We start from the raw sequence: 25,125 nt of genomic DNA, 5'->3' as shown, positions 1-25,125 counted from the left end.
TTCCGGCATGCGCTTAGCGCTTGCCACGCCCGTGTTTCCGGCGTTCAAATACGGTGCCCGGGTAGCCGTGCCGGGACAGCGCCGGCATGCGCTGCTCGATCCAGCGCTCCACCTCGCGCAATACTTCGTCCGGCGCCTTTCCTTGCGTATCAATGGGTTCGCCAATTTCTACGCGAATACGTCCGGGCCGGATCCGTATCCCGTCGCGGGGCCAGTGTTCGCCCGCATTATGGGCGACGGGAACCACGGGGACGCCTGTCCGGCAGGCGAGCACGGCGCCGCCCATGCGGTAGCGGCCTTTCTGGCCCGCGGGCACGCGCGTACCCTCCGGGAATACCACGACCCAGCGGCGGGCGGCGAGGCGCTCGCGGCCCTGCTCCACCACCTGCTTCACGGCGTTCCGGCCGGCGCGACGGTCGATGGCGATCGGCTGTAGCAGTCCCAGAGCCCAACCGAACAACGGCAGCCAGACAAGCTCGCGCTTGAGCACCCACGTTTGCGGATAAAACCAGCGCACCAGGCTGATGGTCTCCCATGTGCTCTGGTGCTTCGCCATGACGACGCCGGGCTGGCCACGCACGTGTTCGAAACCTTCGATCTCGTGGGTAATGCCGGCGGCAAGGCGCAGCCATAACTCCATCCAGCAGCACCACCGGCTGATGAACCAGTAGCGCCAGCGGTAGGGAAACGGCGCCGTTGCGAGGCTGAGCGTACCCCAGACGACGACCGACAGCACGAGGCCCGCCTGGAAAACGAGCCCGCGGGCGAGACTCCCGCGCGGGCGCTCGCTACTACCCACCGGCGCTCTCCAGGGAGCGGGCAATCAGCGCCTCGGCCGCGTTTGCGAGATCCGCGAATACGATTGCATCCCCCGCCCCGCCCGATGCTTCGGTCTCGGCGCCGTTACCAGTACGAACCAGAACCGGCCTTGCGCCGGCGGCGCGGGCGGCGGCGAGGTCCCGCTCGCTGTCACCGATGAACCAGGCGCCGAGCACGGGCCGGCCGAGACGTCGGGCGACCTGGTGCAGCAGTCCCGGCGCCGGCTTGCGGCAGAAGCAACCGTCCTCCGGCGCGTGAGGGCAGACGAACACGCCGCGCAGATCGCCGCCCGCATCGCGAACGGCCTCACGCATTCGCGCATGAATCGCCGCGAGATCGTCCTCGCTCAGCAGCCCCCGGGCGATTCCGGACTGATTGGTGCAGACGACGACATCGAAACCGGAGCGGTTCAGGCGGGAAATGGCTTCGAGGCTGCCCGGTATGGGCTCCCATTGCGTCGGGCTCCGGATGTAGCCCGGGGAGTCGGCATTGATGACGCCGTCGCGGTCGAGCATGACCAGGCCCGCCATAGCGCCCTACTCCCCGGACGGCAGCCGCGAGACGTCGGCGACTCGCAGGAAGAGCCGCGCCAGACCCTGCAGCAGCGCCAGACGGTTGGTCCTCACGGCCTCGTCCTCGGCCATCACCAGCACCGCGTCGAAGAACCGGTCCACCGGCTCCTTCAGGCTGGCGAGGCGCGCCAGTGCGTCGGCGTAGTCGCCGGCAGTGGCGAGCCGATCCACCTCGGCTTCGAGCTCGGTGATCGCCTCGTGCAGCGCGTGCTCTTCGCCGTGCTCGAAGCGTGCCGGATCCGGGTGCGGCGGCAGCGTCTCGGCCTCGGATTTGCGCAGGATGTTGCGGATGCGCTTGTTCGCCGCGGCCAGGCTCGCGGCCTCCGGGCGTTCCAGAAAGTCGCGACAGGCCTGCACACGGCGATCGAAATCGTGCAGGTCGGCGATGGTGGTACCGGTCTCCTCCACCGCGCGCACCGCTTCGAAAACCTCCACCGGAATGCCGTCGTCCTGGTAGAGCGCGCGCAACCGGTCGAGGCAGAAATCGAACACCGGTGCCACCTGGTTGCTGCCGTCGAGTCCCTCCGGCAGCGCTTCGCCGGCAGCGGCGAGCACCCCGCGCAGGTCCACTGCGTGGCCGCCCTCGATGAGGATCCGTACCACCCCGAGCGCGGCGCGGCGCAGGGCGAAAGGGTCCTTGGTGCCGCTGGGTGCCTTGCCTATGGCGAAGATGCCCATCAGCGTATCGGCGCGCTCGGCTACCGCGAGCAGGCGTCCGAGCGCCGATGCCGGGACCGCGTCGGCGGCGAATCTCGGTTGATAGATCTCGTCCAGCGCACGGGCGACCGCTTCCCGCTCGCCGTCCTCTCGGGCGTAGTAGCGTCCCATCACGCCCTGGAGCTCGGGGAACTCACCGACCATCTCGGTGACCAGGTCGGTCTTGGCGAGCCAGGCCGCGCGCTCGGCGTCACCGGCGTCCACGCCGAAGGCACCGGCGAACCGCCCGGCTAGCCCCGCGACGCGTGCGCTCTTGTCGTAGAGGCTGCCCAGGCGCTTCTGGAAGAGCACCTCCTTCAGCCCATCCAGGCGCGAGGCCAGCGGGGTGCGCCGATCCTGGTCCCAGAAGAATGCCGCGTCGGCGAGGCGGGGGCGGATGACCCGCTCGTTGCCGCCGATCACCTGCGCCGGATCCCGACTGTCGATATTCGCCACGGTGATGAACCGCGGCAGCAGCCGGCCGTCCGCGCCACGGACCGGGAAGTACTTCTGGTGGCTTTCCATGCTCGAGACCAGCGCTTCTTCCGGTACCCGCAGGAAATCCTCGTCGAAGCTGCCGGCGTGGGCCACGGGCCACTCCACCAGCGCGGTGACCTCGTCGAGCAGCGCCTCGGTGATGACCGCTTCGCCGCCGACGCGTGCTGCCGCCGCGATCACCTGCTCGTGGATACGCTCGCGACGTTCGTCGAAGTCAGCGATCACATGGCCGGATTCCCGCAGCAGCGCAGCGTACTCCGCCGGCCGGTCGACGGCGATGGGAGCGGGGTGGTGGAAGCGATGACCGCGCGTGTGCTCGCCGCTGGCGAGCCCGAGAATCTCCGCGGGTACGACGCTGTCGCCGTGCTTGATCACCAGCCAGTGCGCAGGGCGTACGAACGCCACGTCGGAGTCGCCCCAGCGCATACGCTTGGGAATCGGCAAGCGCGCGAGCGCTTGCTCGATGATTCCCGGCAGCAGCGCCGCGGTCGTCTGTCCCGGTTCGACGCCGCGGTAGGCCAGCCACTCACCCTTGTCATTGGTCAGTCGCTCCAGCGCGTCCACGGACACGCCGCAGGAGCGCGCGAACCCTTCCGCCGCCTTCGTGGGGGCACCGTCGGCGTCGAACGCCGCGGTCACAGCGGGGCCCTTGCGCTCGATGCGGCGGTCCGGCTGACCGCTGGCCACCGCCTCGATGAGCACCGCCAGCCGCCGGGGCGTGGCGTACGGTCGGACCGCGGCGTGAGCGACGTCAGCCTGGTCGAGGCCTGCCGCAATCTCCTCGGCGAAACGCGTCATCAGCTGCCGTAGTGCGGTGGGCGGCAGCTCCTCGGTGCCCAGCTCGATGAGCAGATCGTCTCGGGCGACGGTCATGCGGAACGGTCCTCTGCGCTGTTGATCATGGGGAAACCGAGCGCCTCGCGGCTGGCGTAGTACGCCTCGGCCACCGCCCGGGCGAGGGCGCGGACTCGCAGGATATAGGCCTGGCGCTCCGTCACCGAGATGGCGTGGCGCGCGTCCAGGAGATTGAAGGTGTGCGAGGCTTTCAGCGCCTGCTCGTAGGCCGGCAGCGGCAGGCCCTCGGTGACCAGGCGCTGGCTTTCGCGCTCGCAGGTATCGAACCACGCGAACAGGCTCGTTACGTCCGCTTGCTCGAAATTGTAAGCGGACTGCTCGCGCTCGTTCTGCAGGAAGACGTCACCGTAGGTGACCGTGCCGGCGGGGCCTTCGGTCCAGACCAGGTCGTAGACGCTCTCCTTGTCCTGGAGATACATCGCGATACGCTCGAGCCCGTAGGTGAGCTCGCCGGTCACCGGGCGGCAGTCGAGGCCGCCGGCTTGCTGAAAGTAAGTGAACTGGGTGATCTCCATGCCGTTCAACCAGACTTCCCAGCCCAGCCCCCAGGCACCCAGAGTGGGCGATTCCCAGTTGTCTTCGACGAAGCGGATGTCATGTACCAGGGGATCGATACCCAGTGCTTCCAGCGAGCCGAGATACTGGTCCTGGATATCCAGCGGCGACGGTTTGAGCACTACCTGGAACTGGTAATAGTGCTGCAGACGATTGGGATTCTCGCCGTAGCGGCCGTCGGTGGGTCGGCGCGAGGGCTGGACGTACGCCGCATGCCATGGCTCCGGCCCGATGGAGCGCAGGAATGTGGCCGGGTGGAACGTGCCCGCCCCCACCTCCATGTCGAGCGGCTGCAGCACGACACAGCCGCGTTCGGCCCAGTAGCCCTGCAGGGCGAGGATGAGCTGCTGAAAGGTCATCATAATCTCTGGCATCCGATCTTCATCGGCGTGGGTTGCCCCCGAGAACACCCGCGAGGAAAACCGCAGAGTATACCGTGGCCTAGACCCCGTGTCCCAGCGGGGAGATTCCACCGTTCCCCTGACGGTCAGCGTGGTCTATTTAAAGGGGGGGAGGACGGCAACGAGGGCTTACCATGCAGGACTGGATCCTGGAGCCGAACGCGACGGCCAGCTGGCACCGCCTGGTGGTGGAGGCCGAGTCCCGTACCGACGCGGCGCTCGAGGAAGGCTGCGAAAGCTACCTCGTGTTCCTGCTCATGCGCTACCTGCGACGTCGCGGCGTGGCACGCCGGGCGCTCGCCCTCGGGTTTCTCGAGGCGCTGGAGCAGGCCGGCGGGCGTCGGCGCGAGAGTCTGCGCGAGGTGGGCGATCAGTGTCTTATCGTCGCCGGGCTGTTTCCGCAGCTCGCCGATCGCCGCCGGGTGACGCTGTCGTACTTTGTGGATCTCGGCACCAGTGCCTATGACGAGGCCGCTACCGGAATGCCGGGCGGCAGCGAGGCACTGTTTCGCGCGCTCGCGCGTGCGTTCGTACCCATGACCGACGTCCTGCGGGCCATTCGCGAGGATCCGCGAATCGACCCCATGGAGCCGCTGGAGGCGGCGGAACGGGCCCTGAACTTGGATTCCCGCCATGGGCGGCGGCGGTTGGAAACGTACACCGAGGCAACACCGGTTCCCGGCCCCCGTACACGGCACTAAAGTGGTGCGCTTCGTTGTGGTGCGTGCACTATTTTAGTGCATCTGCGCATCCACACAGCCTCCGGGCCCGCTCGCAGCCCCGCGTCAAACGGGCGTTGCGGGCCTGTGTGCGATGATGGCACGGTCCGTGCTTTAGTGAGCGACGACGAATCCATCCATTACGGAGGTCGACCGCATGTCTCGCACCGCCGAGGACGTCCTCAAGCTGATTGAGGACAATGACGTCAAGTTCGTGGATTTCCGCTTCACGGACACCAAGGGCAAGCAACAGCACGTCACTGTGCCCGCACACACGCTCGACGAGGATGCCTTCGAGTCCGGCAAGATGTTCGATGGCTCCTCCATCGCCGGCTGGAAGGGCATCAACGAGTCCGACATGATCATGATGCCGGACCCGGAGACGGCGGTGCTCGATCCCTTCTACGAGGAGCCCACCGTCAACCTGGTCTGCGACATCATCGAGCCCGGCACCATGCAGGGCTACGAGCGCGACCCCCGCTCCATCGCCCGTCGCGCCGAAGCCTATCTGCAGTCCACCGGCATCGGTGACATGGCATTGTTCGGCCCCGAGAACGAGTTCTTTGTCTTCGATGATGTCCGCTGGGGCGCCGACATGAGCGGCAGCTTCTACAAGATCGACTCCGAGGAGGCCGAGTGGAACTCCGAGCGTGTCTACCATGACGGCAACATGGGTCACCGCCCCGGCGTGAAGGGCGGTTATTTCCCGGTACCGCCGGTGGACAGTCTCCACGACATGCGCTCGGCGATGTGCCTGGCGCTCGAGGAGATGGGCCAGACCACCGAGGTGCACCACCACGAGGTCGCCACGGCCGGCCAGTGCGAGATCGGCACCAAGTTCAACACCCTGGTCAAGAAGGCCGACGAGGTGCAGACGCTGAAGTACGTGGTGCACAACGTCGCCCATGCCTTCGGCAAGACCGCCACGTTCATGCCCAAGCCCCTGGTCGGCGACAACGGCAACGGCATGCACGTGCACCAGTCCATCGCCAGGACCGGCGAGGCGCTGTTCGCCGGTGATCAGTACGGCGGTCTTTCGGAGACGGCGCTGTACTACATCGGCGGCATCATCAAGCACGCCAAGGCCATCAACGCCTTCGCCAACGCTGCTACCAACAGCTACAAGCGTCTCGTGCCCGGCTTCGAGGCGCCGGTGCTGCTCGCCTATTCGGCGCGCAACCGTTCCGCCTCCGTGCGCATCCCGTGGGTGTCCAACCCCAAGGCGCGCCGCGTCGAGATCCGTTTCCCCGACAGCACCGCCAACCCGTACCTGGCGTTCGCGGCGATGCTGATGGCAGGCCTGGACGGTATCCAGAACAAGATCCACCCGGGCGACGCCATGGACAAGGATCTCTATGACCTGCCCCCCGAGGAGGAGGCCGAGATTCCGAAGGTGGCGTTCTCGCTGGAGGAGGCACTGGAGGCCCTGGACAAGGACCGCGCCTTCCTCACCGCCGGCGGCGTGTTCACCGACGACGCCATCGACGGCTATATCGAGCTCAAGAACGAAGAGGTCCAGCGACTGCGCATGACCACCCACCCGGTGGAATTCGACCTCTACTACAGCGTCTGAGCCCGTGCGGCTTTCAGCCGCGTAGCCGGCGCATCGAAGACGGCGGCGGGCCTCGTGTCCGCCGCCGTTTTACGTTTCCGTGGCCGCTTGCACGCACACGGCACTGGAACGCGGGCAGTGGTGGCCCTACATTAGGGGCCATGAATACAAGGACCGTTACCAGCCGACACCGAGCGACTTCCATGCGCCGAATTCTCACCGCGTTGACCCTGACCGTGCTCGTCTGGCCCTGCGCGCACGCCGACGTCTACCGATGGGTGGACGACGATGGCCACGTCCACTTCAGTGACGAGCCCCGCGACGGGGCGAGCCGCATGGAGATCCCGGAACCCACGGTGGTGCCGTCGACGTCGGTGCCCGACCGTCCGGCGCAGGGGCAGGCGGCGGATGCGCAAGCCGCCCCGGACTGGCAGGTGCGCATTCAGTCACCGGCGCCGGAGGCGACCGTGCGGGATAACAGCGGGCGGCTGTCCGTCTCGGTGGGCGTGGAGCCGGAGCTGGGGCCGGGGCAGAGCGTGGAGTTGCTCATGGACGGGGAGCGAGCCCCCGGTGGCCCGTTCGCTGGCGGGCAGATCGAGCTGACCGGCATCGATCGCGGTGCCCACGAGTTGCAGGCGGTGCTTAGAAGTGCCGACGGCGAAGCACTCGATCGCAGCGAACCCGTGACTTTCTACATGCATCAGGCATCCCGTCTGCACCCCGGCCGCGACGGCAGTAGCGGCAACGGTGGGAACAACAACGGAGGCGAAAGCGGCGGCTGATCGCGCTGTCGCCGGACTTCTGCTGCCTTTTGAACCGGTATGCACCATAATGGTGCGCGACACCGGTGCAAAGTGCACCGCACTTGGCGGTGTACCGGGCCTTCGCTGCTGGCGTGTTTCTTGCTTTCTCCTAATGCACCGAGGCGCGCCACCGCATTGATGCGGTCCTATGAGCGAGGGAGGCAGAGTGAGCGACAGCGCGATTCTCGAACATCTCGCCACGGCGGTGGTCGTCCTCGACGGGGACGATCGTGTGGCGCAGCTCAACCCGGCCGCTGAGAGTCTTCTGCGGGTAAGCGCCCGCCAGGTCCATGGTCTCCCCCTGCGCGGGGCCATTCCCGCTCTGGCCGGCCTCGAGGGCGCGCTGGCGCGGGCCCGTGAACGTGAGGCGAGCTTCACCGAGCGCGAGCATCAGCTCGTCCTCGATGGCGAGCTCGTTACCCTGGACTGTTCGGTCACGCCGTTGCCGGGTGGTGGACTGGTGCTGGAGCTCGCCCAGCTCGACCGCCACCTGCGCATCACCCGCGAGCATCAGCTCATCTCCCAGAACCGGGCTATCCGTGAGCTCATCCGGGGCCTGGCCCACGAGATCAAGAATCCGTTGGGGGGGCTGCGTGGTGCCGCTCAGTTGCTTCAGCGCGAGCTCGACGATCCGGGGTTGCGCGAGTATACGGAGGTGATCATCGGCGAGGCCGACCGCATGCGCGGTCTGGTGGACGGCCTGCTGGGGCCGAATACCCGACCCCGGCGCGACCTGGTCAACATCCACGAGGTGCTCGAACGTGTCCGCCACCTTGCCGCCGCGGAATCGCCCGAGGGCGTCGATATCGTGCGTGACTACGATCCCTCCATTCCGCCGCTCGCCGCCGCCCGCGACCAGCTGGTGCAGGCGCTGCTCAACCTGGTGCGCAACGCCCTGCAGGCGGTCGGCGAGCGCGGTCGGATAACGTTGCGCACCCGCACCCAGCGGCGGTTCACCATTGGCGACGTGCTCCACCGCCTGGTGGTGAGAGTGGACGTAATCGACGATGGGCCCGGTATCCCGCCGGATCTGCTCGAGCGGATCTTCTATCCGATGATCACCTCTCGCCCCGACGGCAGCGGAATCGGGCTGCCCATCGCGCAGAATCTGGTTGGTCAGCACGGTGGTCTGATCGAAGCAAGCAGCGTGCCGGGGCACACCGAATTCACTGTCTGGCTGCCGCTGGAGGATGCCGAATGAGCGCCCCGGAACGCATCTGGATCGCCGACGACGATCGCTCCATCCGTTGGGTACTGGCGCGCGCGCTCGAGGGCGACGGTCTCGCCGCAGAGGGCTACGGCAGCGCCGAGGAAGTGCTCGCCGCGCTCGATCAGGGCCGGCCCGATGTCATCGTCACCGACATCCGCATGCCCGGCATGGACGGCCTCACCCTGCTCGAGCGGTTGCGCAATCGGGCACCGGAGGTGCCGGTGATCGTGATCACCGCGCACAGCGACCTGGATGCCGCCGTCTCCTCGTACCAGGGGGGTGCCTTCGAGTACCTCCCCAAGCCATTCGATGTCGAGGAGGCCGTGGAGCTCGTCCGCCGCGCCCTCGCCGCCGCGCGCGAGCGCGCCCCGCGCACCGCCGAGGCAGAGCCGGTGCCCGAGATCATCGGCGAGGCCCCGGCGATGCAGGAGGTCTTTCGCGCGATCGGGCGACTGTCGCGCTCGCATATCACCGTTCTCATCAATGGCGAGTCCGGTACCGGAAAGGAGCTCGTCGCCCGCGCCCTGCACCGTCACAGCCCGCGCGCGGACAAGCCGTTCGTCGCCCTGAACATGGCCGCTATCCCCCGCGACCTCATGGAGTCCGAGCTCTTCGGCCACGAGCGCGGCGCATTCACCGGTGCCCACCAGCAGCGCCGCGGACGTTTCGAGCAGGCCGACGGCGGCACGTTGTTCCTCGACGAGATCGGCGACATGCCCGCCGAGCTCCAGACCCGACTGCTCCGCGTGCTCGCCGATGGCGAGTTCTACCGAGTGGGCGCCCACACGCCCATGCAGGTGGACGTGCGCATCATTGCCGCGACACACCAGGATCTGGAGCAACTCGTCGCCGAGGGAAATTTCCGCGAGGATCTCTTCCATCGCCTGAATGTCATTCGCGTGCATGTCCCCGCCCTGCGCGAGCGCGCGACCGATATCCCCACCCTGGCCCGTCACTTTCTCGCCGCCACTGCCCGCGAGCTCAACGTGGAGCCCAAGGTGCTCACCCGTGCCGTGGAGCAGCGCCTCGCCGCCCTGCCCTGGCCCGGCAACGTGCGCGAGCTCGAGAATGTGTGCCGCTGGCTGACGGTGATGGCGAGCGGCCGCGAGATCCGCGAGGAGGATCTGCCGCGGGATCTCGGGTTGGAAAGCCCTGCCCCGAGCGGGCAGAGCACCGGCGCCGACTGGGAGACGGCGCTCGCGAACTGGGCCCGGCAGACGAGCGCCGACTCAGGTGCCGGTGCCCTCGCGAGCGCCCACGACCGCTTCGAGCAGGTGCTCATACGCGTGGCTCTGGAGCGAACCGCCGGCCACCGCCAGGAAGCCGCCCGCATGCTCGGATGGGGCCGCAACACGCTCACCCGCAAGATCAAGGAGCACGGGATGGAAGTCTGAGGGCGCGGTTGCGCGCTCAGAAGAGGAAAGTGCAAAGCTGCAAGACCAAAGAGGAAGGTTCGTCGTAGCTCTTTCCTCTTTCCTCCGAACTCCGCGGCAGCCCTTGCGCCCGACGCGCCGGCGCATATCCTGATGGCAGACATGCAACCGTCAGGAGCTCACACCATGCCCTGGACCACGCTCATCGATGCGGAGACGCTGCAGGCCGTGCCGGCGACGGCCGACTGGGTGGTGGTGGACTGCCGCTTCGATCTCGCCGACCCGGATGCCGGGCGGTTGGCCTGGCAGCGGGGGCACATTCCCGGTGCGGTGTACGCCCACCTGGAGCGCGATCTCTCCGGACCGGTGACCGCCGGGCGCGGGCGTCATCCGCTGCCGGATCCGGATGCGCTGGTCGCCTGGCTGGAGCACCACGGAATCGGCAACGAGACTCAGGTCGTGGCCTACGATCACGGGCCCGGGGGCATGGCGGCACGTTTGTGGTGGCTGCTGCGATGGCTCGGCCATGAGGCGGTGGCCGTGCTCGACGGGGGGCTCGCCGCCTGGCAGCGGGCTGGCGGTGAGCTCACGGATACCGATCCCGAGCCCCGTCCGCGCCACTACCACGCTCACCCCGGTGCGCTGCCGACGGTGGAGACCGCCAGCCTCGCTGCCACGCTGGAGCGCTTCTGCGTTGTCGATGCCCGGGCGCCCGAGCGTTACCGGGGCGAGCACGAGCCTGTCGACCCGGTGGCGGGCCACATCCCCGGCGCCGTGTCGAGGCCGTTCACGGAGAACCTGGACGAGGACGGACGTTTCCTCGCGCCTCAAGATCTGATGTCGGCCTGGGCACCGGTTCTCCAGGCGGCGGGGGAACGCGCCCTCGTTGCCCAGTGCGGCTCCGGGGTCACCGCCTGCCACCACGTGCTTGCGCTGGCCCATGCCGGCCTTGGTGACATCGCCCTGTATCCGGGCTCCTGGAGCGAGTGGATCCGTGATCCGTCCCGGCCCGTAGCCACCGGAGAGCAGCCCGGCGGTGGGTGACCGCCGCGCCCACGTGGTCGGCTTCGACGATGCGCCGTTTCACCGTGACGACCCCGCACCGGTGCTCGTCGTGGGAGCGGTCCACGCGGGTTCACGCCTCGATGGTGTCATCAGTACCCACGTGAGCGTGGATGGTGACGATGCGACTGCGGCACTGGCCGAGTGTGTGAACACGAGCCGCTTCGCCACCCATCTGCAGGCGATCCTGTTGCAAGGCATCGCAGTGGCCGGCTTCAATGTCGTCGACGTGGTGGCACTGCATGGCGCCACCGGTCTGCCGGTGGTCGCCGTTGCGCGGCGCCGGCCGCGTTATCTCGCCATCGCCCGGGCGCTGTACCGGCGTGTCCCCGGTGGCCGCGAAAAATGGGTGCGCCTGCGGCGGGTCGGGCCGATGCGGCCGGTGGCCGAACTGTGGGTGCAGGCCGCCGGCTACGATGCCGTGGAGGCGGCAGCCCTCATCGAGCATCACCGGCGCCATTCGCGCATACCCGAGCCCGTGCGGGTGGCACATCTGATCGCAAGCGGCGTGTCCGCACGCGCGTCGCGCCAACGTGTCTGACCGAGACAAGGAGTCGATGGCATGTCCCCAGCCCGTGTCCTGTGTGTTACCGCCGCTGCGCTGGCCGCCGCCGTGCCCGCGGCCGGGGCGGCGCAGCCGCTGGATTTCCGTGCCGTGGTCAGCCGGGAAACCGCGGATCTCGCTTACGACGACGGTCGCACGATCGAGACCCGGGAAACCCGGGCCGGCGCCGAGCTCTGGGAGCCGCTGGCCGAGAACGTCGAAGGTGGCGTCGTGTTGGGCTTCAACTGGGTGAGCCAGGACGGCGATCCGGCGACCGAGGGTGAGGAGCCCGATGGTGGCTACGGCGGCCTGCGCGTGCGCGGTGATGTCCCCCTTGGCGGCGGACTGGCCGTCGAGGGCGCGGCGGGCTGGCAGTACCATCGTGCGAGCGCCGATGCGAGCGGTGGCGACGTAACCCTCTCCTGGTATACGACGGATGCTCGCGCCGGGCTCGCGTTCACTCAGGGGGCGGTGACCCTCGCCGGCGGTGCCACCGTTTCCCACGTCGACGGCGAGCGGCGTGTCGATGGGCGTGAGACCGTGGACTTCGATAACGACGACTCGCTTGGCGGGTATCTGCGTGCGAGCTTCGCTACCGCCGGCCGCGGTCGCATCGAGCTCAGCGCGGCAAGCGGGCCGTGGGCCGGGGTGAGCATTACGTTCGCGCGGCGCTTCTGATGCTCCAGGTGATTCTTTACGAGCCGGAGATTCCGCCCAATACCGGTAACGTCATGCGTTTGTGCGCCAATACCGGCGCGCAGTTGCACCTGATCCACCCACTGGGTTTCGAGCTCGATGACGCCAAGCTCCGGCGGGCGGGCCTGGACTATCGTGAGTGGGCGCGGGCCCGGGAGCACCGGGATCTCGACGCCTGCCTGGCCGCCATCGACCCCGGCCGGGTATACGCCCTGTCGACCCGCGGCGGCGTGCGTTTCGATGCCCCCTGCTACCGGCCCGGCGACGCCCTGCTCTTCGGCCCCGAAACCCGGGGCCTGCCCGAGGCGGTACTGGCGCGACTGCCCGCGGAGCGGGTTGTCCGGTTACCCATGGTGCCCGGCAATCGCAGTCTCAATCTCTCCAATGCCGTGGCCGTCTCCGTCTTCGAGGCCTGGCGTCAGCTCGGCTACGCCGGTGGCGAATGAGCCCCGATCGCGACGCGGGGGGTCACGCGCGCGCCGCGCGGAGTAGGCTGCGCACCCGGGGCAGGTGCCGCCGGCTCACCTCCAGGCGGTCCGGTGTGCCATCCATGACCGCGTAGGTCCGGCCGTTGTCGCCCTTCTCCAGGCCGACGAGCCGGTCCCGGGCCACCAGCGCCTTGCGGTGAATGCGCACGAACCGTTCCCCGAACTCGTCCTCGAGCTTGCGCAGGGAATCCTCGATGAGATCCTCACCGTCGGCGTGCTTGACGGTGACGTACTTCTGGTCCGCCATGAAGTAGCGGATCGTCTCCACCGGGATGAGCTCCACACCAGCCCGGCGCCGGCAAAGGATATGCTCCCTGCCTTCGTCCGTCTCCGGTACCTGGAGCGCCTCGAGCTGGGCGCGGTTGAGCCGCTGTGCCTTGGCGAGGGCGCTGGCGAGGCGCTCGCGGCGAATGGGCTTGAGCAGATAGTCGATCGCTGCCGTCTCGAACGCCTCCAGGGCATGATCGCCGTGGGCCGTGGTGAAGATGATAGCCGGCGGTCTGGAGACCTGACTGATGCGTGCGGCGGCTTCCAGTCCGTCCATTCCCGGCATTCGGATGTCCATTAGGACCACATCGGGTAGTGTGCGATCCGTGAGCGTGAGCGCCTCCTCACCGCTCGCCGCCTCTCCCGCCACCTCGTGCTCGCGCATCTCGGCGATCATGCTCGCCAGACGGCTGCGGGCGGGTGTCTCGTCGTCAACGATGAGTATTTTCATCGACCACCCCTTGCCGGTAGGGAAAGCGCACTGAGACATGATAGACGCCTTCCCCCTCACTGGCTGTCAGACGACCGGCCTGGCCGAAAGCGAGTGCGAGGCGTTCCCGCACGTTGCTCTGGGCCATGCCAAAACCGCCGCCCCGATTGATGCGTTTCGGCGCCGGGTTGCTCAGCTCGATTTCGAGTTCATCGTCACGGCGCCGGCCGGTGATCGTCAATGTGCCACCATCTCGTCGGGGCTCAATCCCATAGTAGACGGCATTCTCGAATAGTGGCTGTAACGTCAGCGGTGGAATCAGTGCGTCATCCGGTATCGCGGCAACCCGCCAGCGGATGCGCAGGCGCTCGCCGAGGCGTTCGTGCTCCATTCGGAGGTAGCCCTCGACCATCGCGATCTCGTCGCTGAGCGGCACCAGGCGGCCGCGTGGGGTGAGGCTCGCGCGAAAGAGATCCGCCAGGTCTTCGACCAGCCGCTCCGCCGTCGTCGGCGAGGTGGCGATCATCGAAGCGATGGTGTTGAGGCTGTTGAACAGGAAATGCGGGCGGATACGCGCCTGCAGCGCATCGATGCGCGCTTCCGCCTCCGATTGCAGGCGATGGCGCCATTCGTGCTGGACATAGAGGTAGCGCAGCACCACGGCGGCGGCGATGGCCGCCACCGCCAGCGCGCGGGCAACGAACGGCGCATGCTGCGTCGCCGGCAGGGGACGGGCGAGCCACCAGGCGCCTTCGGCGACGGCGGCGGTGATGATGAGAATCAGCGCGTAGCTCGCGAGTGCCGCGCGGGGGCCGGAAAGCCGTGCGAGATGCGGGCGCAACTGGCACAACACCGCAGAACTGCCGAGTGCCACCCACTGCACCAGCAGCGACACCAGGCCCAGCATGCGCCAGCTGCCCCCGTCCGGCTGCACCAGAACCAGCACGAAGGCGAGCAGCTCGGCGGTGACCACCACCGTGAAGACGCTGTGCACCGTGCAGAAGTCCGGAAGAAAATTGTCCCTGTCGGCCACGTTGTCCCTTGCGCCTGCGTCCGCTGCGTGAATACGGCTGACATCGTAACCGCGATACGGTGCCCACGGGCATGCGACAGGTCTAACTTCGACGGATCGTGTTGGGTTTTGGGTTTTGGGTTTTGGGTTTCGGGTTCCAGGTTCCAGGCCGGGTCTCGGGTCCGGGTATGGGGTCGGGGTCGTGCCCGCTGGTCGCGCGGGGTAAGCAATGCGGGGCGAGCTGCGTACCGTGCGAGTGGCCTCGCGACACCCGAAACCCGAACTCGAACCTTGGCACGTCCGCCTTGGTATACTCCCCACCACTCAGGCCGGCAGCGAACCGGCCCGCCACGCACGCCAACGAGTGACAGAGCCGCCATGACCGACAAGACTTCGAGCCAGCTGTGGACCGGCCGCTTCACCGAGGCCACCGATGCCTTCGTCGAGGCGTTCACCGCTTCCGAGCACTACGATCGCCGCCTCTACCGCCAGGATATCCGCGGCTCCCAGGCTCACGCCCGGATGTTGAACCGTGTCGGCGTGCTCTCCGATGCCGATACCCGGGCCATCGTCGAGGGCCTGGACGCTATCGCCGGGGAGATCGAGCGTGGCGAGTTTCCCTGGTCGCCGGCGCTCGAGGACGTGCACATGAACATCGAGGCGCGGCTCACCGAGCGCATCGGCGATGCCGGTAAGCGCCTGCACACCGGGCGCTCGCGCAACGACCAGATCGCCACGGACGTGCGGCTGTGGCTGCGCGAGACGGTTGAGGAGGCGGTCGTGTTGTTGCGGCGCTTCCAGGCGGGCCTGGTGGATCTCGCCGAGCGCGAGGCCGAGACCGTCATGCCCGGGTTCACCCACCTGCAGGTGGCGCAGCCCATAACCTTCGGTCACCACATGCTCGCCTGGTACGAGATGCTGGTGCGCGACGAGGGCCGCTTCACCGACTGCGGGAACCGCGCGAACGTGATGCCGCTGGGTTCGGCGGCGCTCGCCGGCACCACGTTCCCCATTGACCGTGCGCAGACCTGCGCCGAGCTCGGCTTCGACGCGCCCAGTCGGAACTCGCTGGACGCGGTTTCCGATCGCGACTTCGCCATCGAATTCCTGTCCGCGGCGGCCACCGCCATGACCCACCTCTCGCGCATGGCCGAGGAGCTCATTCTCTGGACCTCGCCCATGTTCGATTTCATCGACCTGCCGGATCGTTACTGCACCGGCAGCTCGATCATGCCGCAGAAGAAGAACCCGGACGTCGCCGAGCTGGTGCGCGGCAAGACCGCACGAGTGCACGGTGCGCTGCATGCCATGCTCACGCTCATGAAGGGGCAGCCGCTCGCCTACAACCGCGACAACCAGGAGGACAAGGAGCCGCTGTTCGACGCGGCCGACGCGCTGCTCGACAGCCTGCGCGCCTTCGCCGACATGGTGCCCAAACTCGCGGTCAAGCGCGAGCATACCCGCGAGGCTGCCCGCCGCGGATTCGCCACTGCCACCGATCTCGCCGATTACCTGGTGCGCCGCGGCGTCGCTTTCCGCGACGCCCACGAGATCGTCGGCCGCGCGGTGCGCCAAGGTGTGGACACCGGACGCGATCTCGCGCAGATGAGCCTGGAGGAGCTCCAGCAGTTCTCCGAGGCCATCGAGGCGGACGTCTTCGAGGTGCTCACCCTGGAGGGCTCGGTGGCCGCCCGGGATCACGTCGGCGGCACCGCGCCGGCGCAGGTGCACGCCCAGGTCGCGGCCGCCCGCGAGCGCCTCGCCAGGGAGTGAGTTTTGGCGGGTTGCAGGTGCCGGCCGCGCGATGCCGCACCTGCCCCCGGTGGCGCTCATACGGTCAGGTGGGCGCGCACCAGCTCGTCGTCGAGCTCGTCCATGCGCCCGGCGGCTACCCGTTGGCCGCGATCGAGGATCGCGAAGTGGTCGGCCACGCGCCGGGCGAAGGGGAGTTTCTGCTCGACGAGCAGCACCGTGAGGCCCTCCTCCTTGTTGAGGCGGCGGATGACGTCGCCGATTTCGCGCACCACGTTGGGCTGAATACCCTCTGTGGGCTCGTCGAGAATCAGCAGCCTCGGCTCCAGGCACAACGCCCGGGCGATGGCGAGCTGCTGCTGCTGGCCGCCGGAGAGGTCGCCGCCGCGGCGGTGGCGCATCTCGTGGAGCACGGGGAAGAGCGTGTGCACCCGCTCGGGGATGTCCCGCCGGCCAAGCGCCGCGCGGGCGATGCGCAGGTTCTCCGCGACGGTGAGCTGGGGGAAGATCTCGCGGCCCTGGGGGACGTAGCCCATGCCGGCGCGGGCACGTACCTCGGTGGCGTGGCGCTCGATGGGCCGCCCTTCCAGGCGGATCTCACCGGAGGCCGCCGGCAGCAGGCCCATCAGGGTCTTGAGCACCGTGGTCTTGCCCACGCCGTTTCGCCCCATCAGGCAGGTGCACGAGCACCCGGGGACCTCCAGATCCACGTCCCGCAGGGTGTGGCTTTCGCCGTAGTACTGGTTGAGGCCGTTTACCGAGAGCATGGTTGTTGTCCGTTCCGTTATTGAGCCGTGCCGAATCAGACCCTAATGCCACCCGGGGACCGGCACGGCGGTCGGGGGAGAGCGGGTGGAGACCGTGGTCGCGGACCGTCTGCGGCCATGGATGGCCGCAGTCGAGCGTCCAGGGACGGATTCACAGCGTGTCCGCAATCACGATCTCCTCCCGCTCACGGGTCGACGTTGCAGTCTGCCTCCGTGCGGCTATTCGCCCAGATACACTTCGATCACCCGCGGATCGTTCTGAACCTGGTCCATGGTGCCCTCTGCGAGCACACTGCCCTGGTGGAGCACCGTCACCTGCCGCGCAATCGAGCGCACGAACTCCATGTCGTGCTCCACCACGATCACCGAGTGCCGGCCGGCGAGGCGCTGCAGCAGCTCACCGGTCTGCGCCATCTCCTGCTGCGTCATGCCCGCCACGGGCTCGTCCACCAGCAGCACCCGTGGGTTCTGCATCAGCAGCATGCCGATCTCCAGCCACTGCTTCTGGCCGTGGGAGAGCGAGCCCGCGGCGCGGTGGCCGAGATGGCCCAGGCCGATGAGCTCGAGCACTTCGGCGAGGCGGTCGCGCGCGGCACTGTCGAGGCGGGCGAAGAGCGTCGGCCATACCCGCTTGTCCGCGGCCATGGCGAGCTCCAGATTCTCGGCGACCGTGTGGCGGGGAAACACGGTCGGCGTCTGGAACTTGCGGCCGATGCCGCCGCGGGCGATGGTCGTCTCGGGCACGCGCAGGAGATCGATGCGGCTGCCGAACCAGACACTGCCGGTGTCGGGCCGGGTGCGGCCGGTGATGACGTCCATCATCGTGGTCTTGCCCGCGCCGTTGGGCCCGATGATGCAGCGCAGCTCGCCGTCGTCGATATACAGGCTGAGTGCGTCGAGGGCGCGAAAGCCGTCGAAGCTCACGGTGACGTCCTCGACGTAGAGAACCGGGCCGTGGCGGGTATCCAGGCGGCTGGAGAAATCCGGGGGCGGCTGCAGGAAGTCGAATACCCGGTCGCGTTGCAGCAGCTCGCTGAACAGCGTCATGCCTCGCCCTCCCCGCGCCGGTGGCGGAAAAGGCCGGTGACGCCCCGCGGCAGCCAGATCGTGACCACCACGAACAGCGCGCCCAGGGCGAACAGCCAGCCTTCCGGCCAGACGCCGGTGAACACCGTCTTGCCGTAGTTCACCGCGAACGCACCCACCACCGCGCCGATGAGGGTGCCACGGCCACCCACCGCCACCCAGACGACGATTTCGATGGAGTTCAGCGGTGAGAACTCGCCCGGGTTGATGATGCCCACCTGCGGCACGTACAGCGCGCCCGCGATGCCGGCGAGCATGGCGGAGACGGTGAACAGCCACACCTTGTAGTGATCCACCCGGTAGCCCACCGTGCGCACGCGGGCCTCGGCGTCGCGCACTCCCGTAACGACCCGTCCGAGCTTGCTGGTGACGATGAACCGGCAGACGAGATACCCGCCGGCGAGCGCCAGCGCCGAGGCCACGAACAGACCTGCGCGGGTAGTGTCGGCGGTGAGGTCGAAACCGAGCAGCTCCTTGAAGTCGGTGAGCCCGTTGTTGCCGCCGAAGCCCATCTCGTTGCGGAAGAAGGCGAGCATCAGCGCGTAGGTGAGCGCCTGGCTCATGATCGAGAGATACACGCCGGTCACCCGCGAGCGGAAGGCGAGCCAGCCGAAGACGAACGCGAGGGCGCCGGGGGCGGCAAGGATGGCGATGAGCGCCACCGGGAAGTGGTCGAAGCCGAGCCAGTACCACGGCAGCGACTCCCAGTTGAGAAAGACCATGAAGTCCGGGAGCACCGGGTCGCTGTAGACGCCGCGGGTACCGATCTGGCGCATGAGATACATGCCCATGGCGTAGCCGCCCAGGGCGAAGAACGCGCCGTGGCCCAGGCTCAGGATGCCGCAGTAGCCCCAGATAAGGTCCACCGACAGGGCGAGCAGGGCGTAGCAGAGGTACTTGCCGAGCAGGGTCACGGTGTAGCTCGACAGATGCAGCGCCGAGCCCTCGGGTACGAGGAGATTCGCCACCGGCACGGCCACCGCCGCGGCGAGCAGCAGTGCGATGAGCACGCGCCCGGCGGTGTCGCCGGCGAGCGGTAGCCGTGCGGTGGCGGGCTGGGGGGCGGCGTTTGTGGGGCTTGTGGCCATCGTTCAGCCCTCCGCGGCGCGGCCGCGCTGCGGGAACAAGCCCTTCGGCCGCTTCTGGATGAACAGGATCACGAACACCAGCACCAGGATCTTGGCGAGCACGGCACCGGTGGCCGGTTCCAGGAACTTGTTGAGCAGGCCCAGGCTGAACGCGCCCACGAGCGTGCCCATGAGACTGCCGGCGCCGCCGAAGACCACCACCAGAAAGGAGTCGATGATGTAGGCCTGGCCCATGTTGGGTCCCACGTTGGTGAGCTGGGACAGCGCCACGCCGGCGATACCGGCGATGCCGGCGCCGAGGCCGAAGGTCAGCGCATCCACCCAGTCGCTGCGCACGCCCACCGCGCGCGCCATGGCCCGGTTCTGGGTCACGGCGCGCACCTTGAGCCCCAGGGTGGTGCGCTTTAACAACAGCACCAGGGCGACGAATACGGCGAGGGCGAAGGCGATGATCACCAGACGGTTGACGGTGAGCGAGAGCACCGGATTGATCACGATGGAACCGCTCAGCCACTCGGGCGCGCTCACCGATCGGTTGAGCGGGGAGAAGACCGTGCGCGCCAGCTGCTGGAGGATCAGGCTGAGGCCGAAGGTCGCCAACAGCGTCTCCAGCGGGCGGCCGTATAGGTGGCGAATGATGCCGCGCTCGATGGCAACGCCGAAGGCGCCGGCGACGAGAAACGCTGCCGGCACGGCGAGCACCAGCGCCAGGCCCACGTGGCCGGGTAGCAGCTGCTGGAGTACATACGTGGTGTACGCCCCGAGCATGATGAGCTCACCATGGGCCATGTTGATCACGCCCATCACGCCGAAGGTGATGGCCAGCCCGATGGCGGCGAGCAGCAGCACCGAGCCCATGGACAGGCCGTAGTACACCTGCTCGACGGTGTTGAAGAAGCTCACCCGCTGTTCGGTGGCGGCGAACGCGGCGCCGGCCGCCTCGCGCACCGGCGTGTCCAGGGACTCGTCGGCGGCGGCGTTGCGCAGGGCGTTGCGAGCGCTGTCGAAGAGCTGGCCGCGCAGCCGGTCGATCGCCGCCATCTGCGCCTCGCGGTCGCCGCCGTCGAGAGCGGCGAGGGCGAGCGCGGTCTCCAGCGCGGCGCGCACCCGGTCATCGGATTCCGCCGCGAGGCGCTCGCGCACCATGGCGGCGCCCTCGTCGTCGAGCTCGCCGAAGAGGTTGCGGGCCGCGGCGAGGCGGGTGTCCGGTTCGTCGGCGCTCAGGTTGAGCCGCGCGACGGCGTCGGCAATTTGCCGGCGCATGAGGATGTTGACGATGACGCGGTCGAGCTCGCCCGGCTCGGCGACGGGCTCGCCGGTGGCGGCGTTGACCACCGTGTCGTCGTCGCGGCGGACGGCCGCGCGGTCCGCCGGGCGTTCGAAGTAGAGGTTACCCGCCGCCAGTGCCTCCAGCACGGTGGCCGCGCGCGGATGACCGGAAGCGGCGATGTCCTCGGCGACGGCCATCTTCGTGCGGAAGTTGCGTGTATCCAGTTGCTGGAGCGTGTCGGTGAGTGCCGCCGCCGGGGCGGCTGTCGCAACTCCGAGCACCAGGCAGGCGAGCAGAAGCGCACGTGGCATTGTCATCGGCTACTCCGCGTCAGTCGGACAGCGGCGATGCGGTCGCTGCCGCATCGCCGCACGGCCGGGTCAGTAGTTCTGGCCCGAGCATTCGCCGGATTGCACGTTGTAGTTGCCGCAGGCGAGTGGTGCTCGCCAGTCGGCGATGAGCTCGGCGCTGTCCGGGAGGTAGTCCGACCAGGCGTCGCCGGCAACCATCCCCGGGGTCTCCCAGACCACGGCGAACTGACCGTCCTCCTGGACCTCGCCGATGAGCACCGGCTTGGTGATGTGATGATTGGGCATCATCGTGGAGACACCGCCGGTGAGATTCGGAGCGGTGACCCCGACCATGGCATCCACCACCGCCTCGGGATCGGCGGTGCCGGCCTTCTCCACCGCCTGGACCCACATGTTGAAGCCGATGTAGTGCGCTTCCATGGGATCGTTGGTCACGCGCTCGGCGTCACCGATGTACTCGTGCCAGCGCTCGATGAAGGCGTCGTTCGCGGGAGTCTGCACGCTCTGGAAGTAGTTCCAGGCGGCCATATGACCCACCAGCGGCGCGGTGTCGATGCCCGAGATCTCCTGCTCGCCCACGGAGAAGGCGATCACCGGGATGTCCGCCGCGGAAATGCCCTGGTTGGCGAGCTCCTTGTAGAACGGCACGTTGGCGTCGCCGTTGATGGTGGAGACCACCGCCGTGGGCTTGCCCTGGGATCCGAACTCCTTGATTCGCGCCACCTCGCTCTGCCAGTCGGAGAAGCCGAAGGGCGTGTAGTTGACCAGGATGTCCTCTTCGGCCACGCCGTGATCCATGAGGTACTGCTTGAGGATCTTGTTGGTGGTGCGTGGGTAGACGTAGTCGGTGCCTTCCAGCACGAAGCGCTCGATGCCGAGCATCTCGCGCAGATAGTCCACCGCGGGGATGGCCTGCTGGTTGGGCGCGGCACCGGTGTAGAAGACGTATTTCGACGACTCCTCGCCCTCGTACTGCACCGGGTAGAACAGTGGCACCTCGAGCTCCTCGACCACCGGCAGCACGGACTTGCGCGACACCGAGGTCCAGGCGCCGAAGATGACGTCCACCTTCTCCTGGGTGATGAGCCCGCGGGCCTTCTCCGCGAACAGTGGCCAGTCCGAGGCCGGGTCCACTACCACGGGCTCGAGCTCGCGGCCAAGCACACCGCCCTCGGCGTTCTGCTGCTCGATGAGCATGAGCATGGTGTCCTTCAACGTGCTCTCGCTGATGGCCATGGTCCCGGAGAGCGAGTGGAGCACGCCGACCTTGATGGGTTCGGCGGCCTGCGCGCCGGCCATGCCGGCGGCCAGGGCGAGACCCGCGACGGTCGTGGTAAGTCGTTGGCGAATGCTGGTGCCCATATCGGCCCTCGTTGTCACTAGCGGAGGATGGTGCGCCGCCCCATCGACTGGCGGCCGTGACGAGGGCCACTACAGAGTTCGTGCCAATGATTTCAGGTAGTTGATCTGAAAATGAATTTTCGATTTTGGCGGGGTGGTGAGCGGCCGTTGCAGTGCAACGGTGGCGATGTCGTGCATCATTGCGGTGCAATCGCCAGCGTCCATGGCGCGCAACACCGCCCTGACGCCCAGAAACGCAGCGAAATTCTCATACAGGACCCTAGGGCATGCGTAAGGCCGACCGTCTCTTCCAGGTCGTCAATCTGATCCGAACGTGCCAGCCCATTACCGCGGCGGCGCTCGCCGAGCGCGTGGGCGTGTCGGTGCGCACGATCTACCGCTACATCGACGATCTGTCGGTCAGCGGCATTCCGATCTACGGCGAGCCGGGGGTGGGGTACGCCGTCGACGATGGCTTCGAGCTGCCGCCGCTGGCGTTGACCGCCGGTGAGCTCGAGGCGTTGATGCTCGCCGTGGAGATGCTGGCGCGTGCAACCGGCGAGGAGCTCGCCGGGGCAGCGCGGACGCTACTCGGCAAGATTCAGGCCGCGGCGCCGGGCCACGGCGTCGATCCTGCGCAGGCGGCGGCCCGGGATTTCAGCCGCGGCCTGACCGCCGCTGAACGTACGCACTGGGACACCTTGTGCCGCGCGGTCCGTCGCGGTCAGGCGCTTACGATGCGCTATCTGAGTCTCGCCGAGCGGGTCTCCGAACGCACGATCTTCCCTTTGGGTCTTTTTCATTGGGGGGGCAAGTGGACCGTGGGCGCCTGGTGTTGCCTGCGATCGGCCTATCGCGATTTCCGGGTCGATCGCATCGAAAGCCTTACTGTCGCTGGCGATGTGGTGCATCCGGAAGCCGGCATCAGCCTCGCCGGCTACATGCGCGAGCGCAGCGACACGCGCCGCGATACCCCGTGCCCGGACTGACAGAACGCTGTCAGCAGCCCCGGTTCAGACTTTTCGCTCCACTGACACAAAGAAGGAGCGATCATGACCGACAATCATGTCCTGGAAGTGGCACTGTTCAGGGTCAAGGCCGGCCGGGAGGCGGACATGCCGGCACTTCGCGCCGGCCTGCGGGATGCCCTGCGGGGGTTTCCCGGTCTGCTCGATATCCAGTCCTACGAGCCTGCAGGTGAGGAGCGGGTATTCGCCGACCTGGCGAAGTGGGACAGCCTCGACAGCGCCCTGTCGGCGGCGGACGCGTTCGAGAACGGGGATCCGCGCTTTCTGCCCTACTTCGAGGCCATCGAAGCGGTGACGTTCATGGGGCACTTCAGCCCCGAACCGCGTTGACCGTCGTTCATCGCCGCCGGCCGTCGCGCCGGCGGCTTGGCCAATGCCCCACATGGCTACCGGTCGAGTGTTAGCACTCGGGTCAGCCAGGCGCCGACGGCGCGAATTTCTTCGAGGCAGACAGCATGCTGCATGGGGTATTCGTGCCATTCCACGGTGTAGCCGGCGGCCTCCAGACGCTCGGCGGAGCGGCGGCCGAATTCGAACGGCAGCACCGGGTCGTTAGTGCCGTGGGCCATGAAGATGGGGATGTCCCGATTGGCTGGCGCGGCTTCGTCGAGGCGGTCGCGTACCGGCAGATAGGTGGAAAGCCCCATTAGACCGGCAAGGCGCTCGGGGTGGCGCAGCGCAGTGTGCAGCGCCACGGCACCCCCCTGGGAGAATCCCGCGAGCACGATGCGTTCGGCCGGAACCCCGCGCTCGCGCTCACGGCCGATCAACGCCTCCACGTGGCGCGCACTCTCGGCGAGGCCTTCGGCATCCTCGCGCATGGATTCGTCGAGGCCGTAGAGATCGTACCAGGCGCGCATCGCCATGCCGGCGTTGAGTGTCACCGGGCGAACGGGCGCGTGGGGGAAGATAAAACGCACAGCCGTCCCGGCGGGAAGACGGAGCTCTGGCACGATGGGCTCGAAGTCGTGACCGTCCGCGCCGAGGCCATGCAGCCAGATCACGCTCGCTCCGGCGTCATCGTCGCCACCGACCTCGACCGTATCGAGAAGCTCCTCGCTCATCGCATCCTCCCGTGTTCGTGATGCCGCGCAGCTTACTAACGTCGAGAGGAAAGTGGAAAGTACCAAGCGGAAAGCCGAATGGCTCTGCAGCGCAGCGCTGCAGTACGTTGGCGCGCTGCGAACGAGGCGCCACCTTCATGGGCCGGCGAGCGCGAAGCGCTGGCTGACGCGGAATGTGTCAACCTTTTTCCGACAGTGAGCCCTCGGATTGCTAATGAATGTTGCCGGTGCTGACCGGTGGATACGCGGGCTCGCAGGCACTCGGCTCGGTGACCAGCTCACTGGCCGTACAGGTAATACCGTCGTCCGGGTTGATGCAGACGCTGCTCGGGGGTCGGGTGGCGAGCGGCGGCCCCTTCGGGAAGCGCTCCGGGTGCTCGGCGTAGTAAGCATCCAGCGCGGCCTGCCGGCGGGCGTGGACCGTGTCGACGCGGCCCTCGAAGACGTCGGCCGGGGTGTAGAAGGCCAAGCCCTCATGGGGCCGATGCTGGTAGTCGGCGATGAAGCCACGCACCCAGCTGCGAGCGTGGTCGATGTCGGCGAACCGGCCGGGGTAGCCGGGGCTGTACTTCAGGGTCTTGAACGCCGACTCGCTGAACGGGTTGTCGTTGGATACCCTCGGCCGGGAGTAGCTGCGGCGCACGCCGCAGTCGGCGAGGAAGTCCCGGTAGCTGTGGGCGATCATCGGTGCGCCGCGATCCTGGTGGATCACCAGCGTCCCCGGCTCGATCCCGTGGGCGCGGAAGGCCTGCGCGAACAGGCGTTGGGCCAGCGCGGCGTTCTCCTTGCGGGAGATCATCCAGGCGACGGGATAGCGGCTGAACAGGTCCAGCACCTGGTAGAGATTGAGGTAAACGCCGCGCTCG

General features: G+C 67.8%; 25 protein-coding genes. 12 read left to right on the top strand and 13 right to left on the bottom strand.

The features are described 5' to 3' along the window. Positions 1-13: 13 nt before the first annotated feature. The 4 genes from ACPEES_RS14940 to glyQ are packed head-to-tail and all read right to left on the bottom strand — an operon-like array spanning position 14 to position 4,357. The gene (locus ACPEES_RS14940) at positions 14-799 is read right to left on the bottom strand and encodes a lysophospholipid acyltransferase family protein (RefSeq protein ID WP_435104327.1); all 786 of its coding nucleotides are present in this window, start codon (positions 797-799) and stop codon (positions 14-16) included. Beyond that, positions 792-1,349 (bottom strand): D-glycero-beta-D-manno-heptose 1,7-bisphosphate 7-phosphatase, encoded by a 558-nt coding sequence (gene gmhB, locus ACPEES_RS14935; protein WP_435104326.1) that lies wholly within the window; start codon positions 1,347-1,349, stop codon positions 792-794. The genes ACPEES_RS14940 and gmhB overlap by 8 nt, the downstream gene beginning before the upstream one ends. A gap of 6 nt (positions 1,350-1,355) precedes the next feature. Next, entirely contained in the window at positions 1,356-3,458 is a 2,103-nt protein-coding gene (gene glyS, locus ACPEES_RS14930) for a glycine--tRNA ligase subunit beta (protein ID WP_435104325.1), read from the bottom strand. Beyond that, complete coding sequence (glyQ, locus tag ACPEES_RS14925; protein ID WP_435104358.1) at positions 3,455-4,357, bottom strand: glycine--tRNA ligase subunit alpha; 903 nt, start codon at positions 4,355-4,357, stop codon at positions 3,455-3,457. Before glyQ ends, glyS begins: the two co-directional genes overlap by 4 nt. A gap of 173 nt (positions 4,358-4,530) precedes the next feature. Between glyQ and ACPEES_RS14920 the strand changes: the two genes are divergently transcribed. The 9 genes from ACPEES_RS14920 to ACPEES_RS14880 all read left to right on the top strand — a co-directional run bounded on the left by ACPEES_RS14920 (position 4,531) and on the right by ACPEES_RS14880 (position 12,801). Further along, positions 4,531-5,097, top strand: coding sequence for a hypothetical protein (locus tag ACPEES_RS14920; protein ID WP_435104324.1), 567 nt, complete (start codon positions 4,531-4,533; stop codon positions 5,095-5,097). Between the two features lie 175 nt (positions 5,098-5,272). Then, positions 5,273-6,688, top strand: coding sequence for a glutamate--ammonia ligase (gene glnA, locus ACPEES_RS14915; RefSeq protein WP_435104323.1), 1,416 nt, complete (start codon positions 5,273-5,275; stop codon positions 6,686-6,688). 182 nt (positions 6,689-6,870) lie between these two features. Continuing rightward, positions 6,871-7,449 (top strand): DUF4124 domain-containing protein, encoded by a 579-nt coding sequence (locus ACPEES_RS14910; RefSeq protein ID WP_435104322.1) that lies wholly within the window; start codon positions 6,871-6,873, stop codon positions 7,447-7,449. Positions 7,450-7,636: 187 nt separating this feature from the next. Beyond that, positions 7,637-8,671 (top strand): nitrogen regulation protein NR(II), encoded by a 1,035-nt coding sequence (gene glnL / locus ACPEES_RS14905; protein WP_435104321.1) that lies wholly within the window; start codon positions 7,637-7,639, stop codon positions 8,669-8,671. After that, positions 8,668-10,074, top strand: coding sequence for a nitrogen regulation protein NR(I) (gene ntrC, locus ACPEES_RS14900; protein ID WP_435104320.1), 1,407 nt, complete (start codon positions 8,668-8,670; stop codon positions 10,072-10,074). The genes glnL and ntrC overlap by 4 nt, the downstream gene beginning before the upstream one ends. A 165-nt stretch (positions 10,075-10,239) precedes the next feature. Beyond that, positions 10,240-11,097, top strand: coding sequence for a sulfurtransferase (locus ACPEES_RS14895; RefSeq protein ID WP_435104319.1), 858 nt, complete (start codon positions 10,240-10,242; stop codon positions 11,095-11,097). Beyond that, the gene (locus ACPEES_RS14890; RefSeq protein WP_435104318.1) at positions 11,090-11,656 is read left to right on the top strand and encodes a DUF99 family protein; all 567 of its coding nucleotides are present in this window, start codon (positions 11,090-11,092) and stop codon (positions 11,654-11,656) included. Before ACPEES_RS14895 ends, ACPEES_RS14890 begins: the two co-directional genes overlap by 8 nt. A 21-nt stretch (positions 11,657-11,677) precedes the next feature. Then, complete coding sequence (locus ACPEES_RS14885; RefSeq protein ID WP_435104317.1) at positions 11,678-12,337, top strand: outer membrane protein; 660 nt, start codon at positions 11,678-11,680, stop codon at positions 12,335-12,337. Beyond that, positions 12,337-12,801 carry a tRNA (cytidine(34)-2'-O)-methyltransferase gene (locus ACPEES_RS14880; protein WP_435104316.1) on the top strand — a complete coding sequence of 155 codons (465 nt, stop codon included), beginning with the start codon at positions 12,337-12,339 and terminating at the stop codon, positions 12,799-12,801. Before ACPEES_RS14885 ends, ACPEES_RS14880 begins: the two co-directional genes overlap by 1 nt. 22 nt (positions 12,802-12,823) lie before the next feature. On the opposite strand, the gene ACPEES_RS14875 is transcribed toward ACPEES_RS14880, so the two are convergent. Then, a complete protein-coding gene (locus ACPEES_RS14875; protein WP_435104315.1) occupies positions 12,824-13,561 on the bottom strand; it encodes a LytR/AlgR family response regulator transcription factor in 738 nt (245 codons plus the stop codon). Beyond that, positions 13,542-14,573: a sensor histidine kinase gene (locus ACPEES_RS14870; protein ID WP_435104314.1), complete on the bottom strand. Its 1,032-nt coding sequence runs from the start codon at positions 14,571-14,573 to the stop codon at positions 13,542-13,544. The genes ACPEES_RS14875 and ACPEES_RS14870 overlap by 20 nt, the downstream gene beginning before the upstream one ends. A 357-nt stretch (positions 14,574-14,930) precedes the next feature. On the opposite strand from ACPEES_RS14870, the gene argH reads away from it, so the two are divergent. Continuing rightward, the gene (gene argH / locus ACPEES_RS14865; RefSeq protein ID WP_435104313.1) at positions 14,931-16,325 is read left to right on the top strand and encodes an argininosuccinate lyase; all 1,395 of its coding nucleotides are present in this window, start codon (positions 14,931-14,933) and stop codon (positions 16,323-16,325) included. 56 nt (positions 16,326-16,381) lie between these two features. Here argH and urtE read toward each other — a convergent pair whose 3' ends face one another. From urtE to urtA, 5 genes are all read right to left on the bottom strand, one after another. Beyond that, positions 16,382-17,071, bottom strand: a complete 690-nt coding sequence (urtE, locus tag ACPEES_RS14860; protein WP_435104312.1) for an urea ABC transporter ATP-binding subunit UrtE — start codon at positions 17,069-17,071, stop codon at positions 16,382-16,384. Positions 17,072-17,290: 219 nt separating this feature from the next. Continuing rightward, positions 17,291-18,118, bottom strand: a complete 828-nt coding sequence (urtD, locus tag ACPEES_RS14855; protein ID WP_435104311.1) for an urea ABC transporter ATP-binding protein UrtD — start codon at positions 18,116-18,118, stop codon at positions 17,291-17,293. After that, a complete protein-coding gene (gene urtC, locus ACPEES_RS14850) occupies positions 18,115-19,245 on the bottom strand; it encodes an urea ABC transporter permease subunit UrtC (protein WP_435104310.1) in 1,131 nt (376 codons plus the stop codon). Before urtC ends, urtD begins: the two co-directional genes overlap by 4 nt. Positions 19,246-19,248: 3 nt before the next feature. After that, entirely contained in the window at positions 19,249-20,832 is a 1,584-nt protein-coding gene (gene urtB / locus ACPEES_RS14845; RefSeq protein ID WP_435104309.1) for an urea ABC transporter permease subunit UrtB, read from the bottom strand. 63 nt (positions 20,833-20,895) lie between these two features. Next, a complete protein-coding gene (gene urtA / locus ACPEES_RS14840; RefSeq protein ID WP_435104308.1) occupies positions 20,896-22,188 on the bottom strand; it encodes an urea ABC transporter substrate-binding protein in 1,293 nt (430 codons plus the stop codon). 266 nt (positions 22,189-22,454) lie between these two features. On the opposite strand from urtA, the gene ACPEES_RS14835 reads away from it, so the two are divergent. Then, a complete protein-coding gene (locus ACPEES_RS14835; protein WP_435104307.1) occupies positions 22,455-23,156 on the top strand; it encodes a helix-turn-helix transcriptional regulator in 702 nt (233 codons plus the stop codon). 63 nt (positions 23,157-23,219) lie between these two features. Beyond that, a complete protein-coding gene (locus tag ACPEES_RS14830; RefSeq protein ID WP_435104306.1) occupies positions 23,220-23,525 on the top strand; it encodes an antibiotic biosynthesis monooxygenase family protein in 306 nt (101 codons plus the stop codon). A 56-nt stretch (positions 23,526-23,581) separates the two neighbouring features. Here the strand turns inward: ACPEES_RS14830 and ACPEES_RS14825 are convergent, their stop codons facing one another. Together ACPEES_RS14825 and ACPEES_RS14820 are read right to left on the bottom strand one after the other, a co-directional pair. After that, positions 23,582-24,259, bottom strand: a complete 678-nt coding sequence (locus tag ACPEES_RS14825; protein WP_435104305.1) for an alpha/beta hydrolase — start codon at positions 24,257-24,259, stop codon at positions 23,582-23,584. Between the two features lie 211 nt (positions 24,260-24,470). Beyond that, positions 24,471-25,125, bottom strand: a 655-nt coding sequence (locus ACPEES_RS14820) for a transposase (RefSeq protein ID WP_435104304.1), incomplete at its 5' end; no start/stop codon positions are given.

Source organism: Arhodomonas sp. AD133, from assembly GCF_051195215.1.
GTDB lineage: Bacteria > Pseudomonadota > Gammaproteobacteria > Nitrococcales > Nitrococcaceae > Arhodomonas.
Note: the sequence above shows the minus strand (reverse complement) of the source record. Positions and strands in the feature narration are given on the sequence as shown.

Bases quoted from the DNA above. Each gene is read 5' to 3' on its own strand.
- gmhB (WP_435104326.1), bottom strand. From the start codon at position 1,349: ATGGCGGGCCTGGTCATGCTCGACCGCGACGGCGTCATCAATGCCGAC.
- glyS (WP_435104325.1), bottom strand. From the start codon at position 3,458: ATGACCGTCGCCCGAGACGATCTGCTCATCGAGCTGGGCACCGAGGAG.
- glyQ (WP_435104358.1), bottom strand. From the start codon at position 4,357: ATGATGACCTTTCAGCAGCTCATCCTCGCCCTGCAGGGCTACTGGGCC.
- ACPEES_RS14920 (WP_435104324.1), top strand. From the start codon at position 4,531: ATGCAGGACTGGATCCTGGAGCCGAACGCGACGGCCAGCTGGCACCGC.
- glnA (WP_435104323.1), top strand. From the start codon at position 5,273: ATGTCTCGCACCGCCGAGGACGTCCTCAAGCTGATTGAGGACAATGAC.
- ACPEES_RS14910 (WP_435104322.1), top strand. From the start codon at position 6,871: ATGCGCCGAATTCTCACCGCGTTGACCCTGACCGTGCTCGTCTGGCCC.
- ntrC (WP_435104320.1), top strand. From the start codon at position 8,668: ATGAGCGCCCCGGAACGCATCTGGATCGCCGACGACGATCGCTCCATC.
- ACPEES_RS14895 (WP_435104319.1), top strand. From the start codon at position 10,240: ATGCCCTGGACCACGCTCATCGATGCGGAGACGCTGCAGGCCGTGCCG.
- ACPEES_RS14885 (WP_435104317.1), top strand. From the start codon at position 11,678: ATGTCCCCAGCCCGTGTCCTGTGTGTTACCGCCGCTGCGCTGGCCGCC.
- ACPEES_RS14880 (WP_435104316.1), top strand. From the start codon at position 12,337: ATGCTCCAGGTGATTCTTTACGAGCCGGAGATTCCGCCCAATACCGGT.
- ACPEES_RS14875 (WP_435104315.1), bottom strand. From the start codon at position 13,561: ATGAAAATACTCATCGTTGACGACGAGACACCCGCCCGCAGCCGTCTG.
- argH (WP_435104313.1), top strand. From the start codon at position 14,931: ATGACCGACAAGACTTCGAGCCAGCTGTGGACCGGCCGCTTCACCGAG.
- urtE (WP_435104312.1), bottom strand. From the start codon at position 17,071: ATGCTCTCGGTAAACGGCCTCAACCAGTACTACGGCGAAAGCCACACC.
- urtD (WP_435104311.1), bottom strand. From the start codon at position 18,118: ATGACGCTGTTCAGCGAGCTGCTGCAACGCGACCGGGTATTCGACTTC.
- urtC (WP_435104310.1), bottom strand. From the start codon at position 19,245: ATGGCCACAAGCCCCACAAACGCCGCCCCCCAGCCCGCCACCGCACGG.
- urtB (WP_435104309.1), bottom strand. From the start codon at position 20,832: ATGACAATGCCACGTGCGCTTCTGCTCGCCTGCCTGGTGCTCGGAGTT.
- urtA (WP_435104308.1), bottom strand. From the start codon at position 22,188: ATGGGCACCAGCATTCGCCAACGACTTACCACGACCGTCGCGGGTCTC.
- ACPEES_RS14835 (WP_435104307.1), top strand. From the start codon at position 22,455: ATGCGTAAGGCCGACCGTCTCTTCCAGGTCGTCAATCTGATCCGAACG.
- ACPEES_RS14830 (WP_435104306.1), top strand. From the start codon at position 23,220: ATGACCGACAATCATGTCCTGGAAGTGGCACTGTTCAGGGTCAAGGCC.
- ACPEES_RS14825 (WP_435104305.1), bottom strand. From the start codon at position 24,259: ATGAGCGAGGAGCTTCTCGATACGGTCGAGGTCGGTGGCGACGATGAC.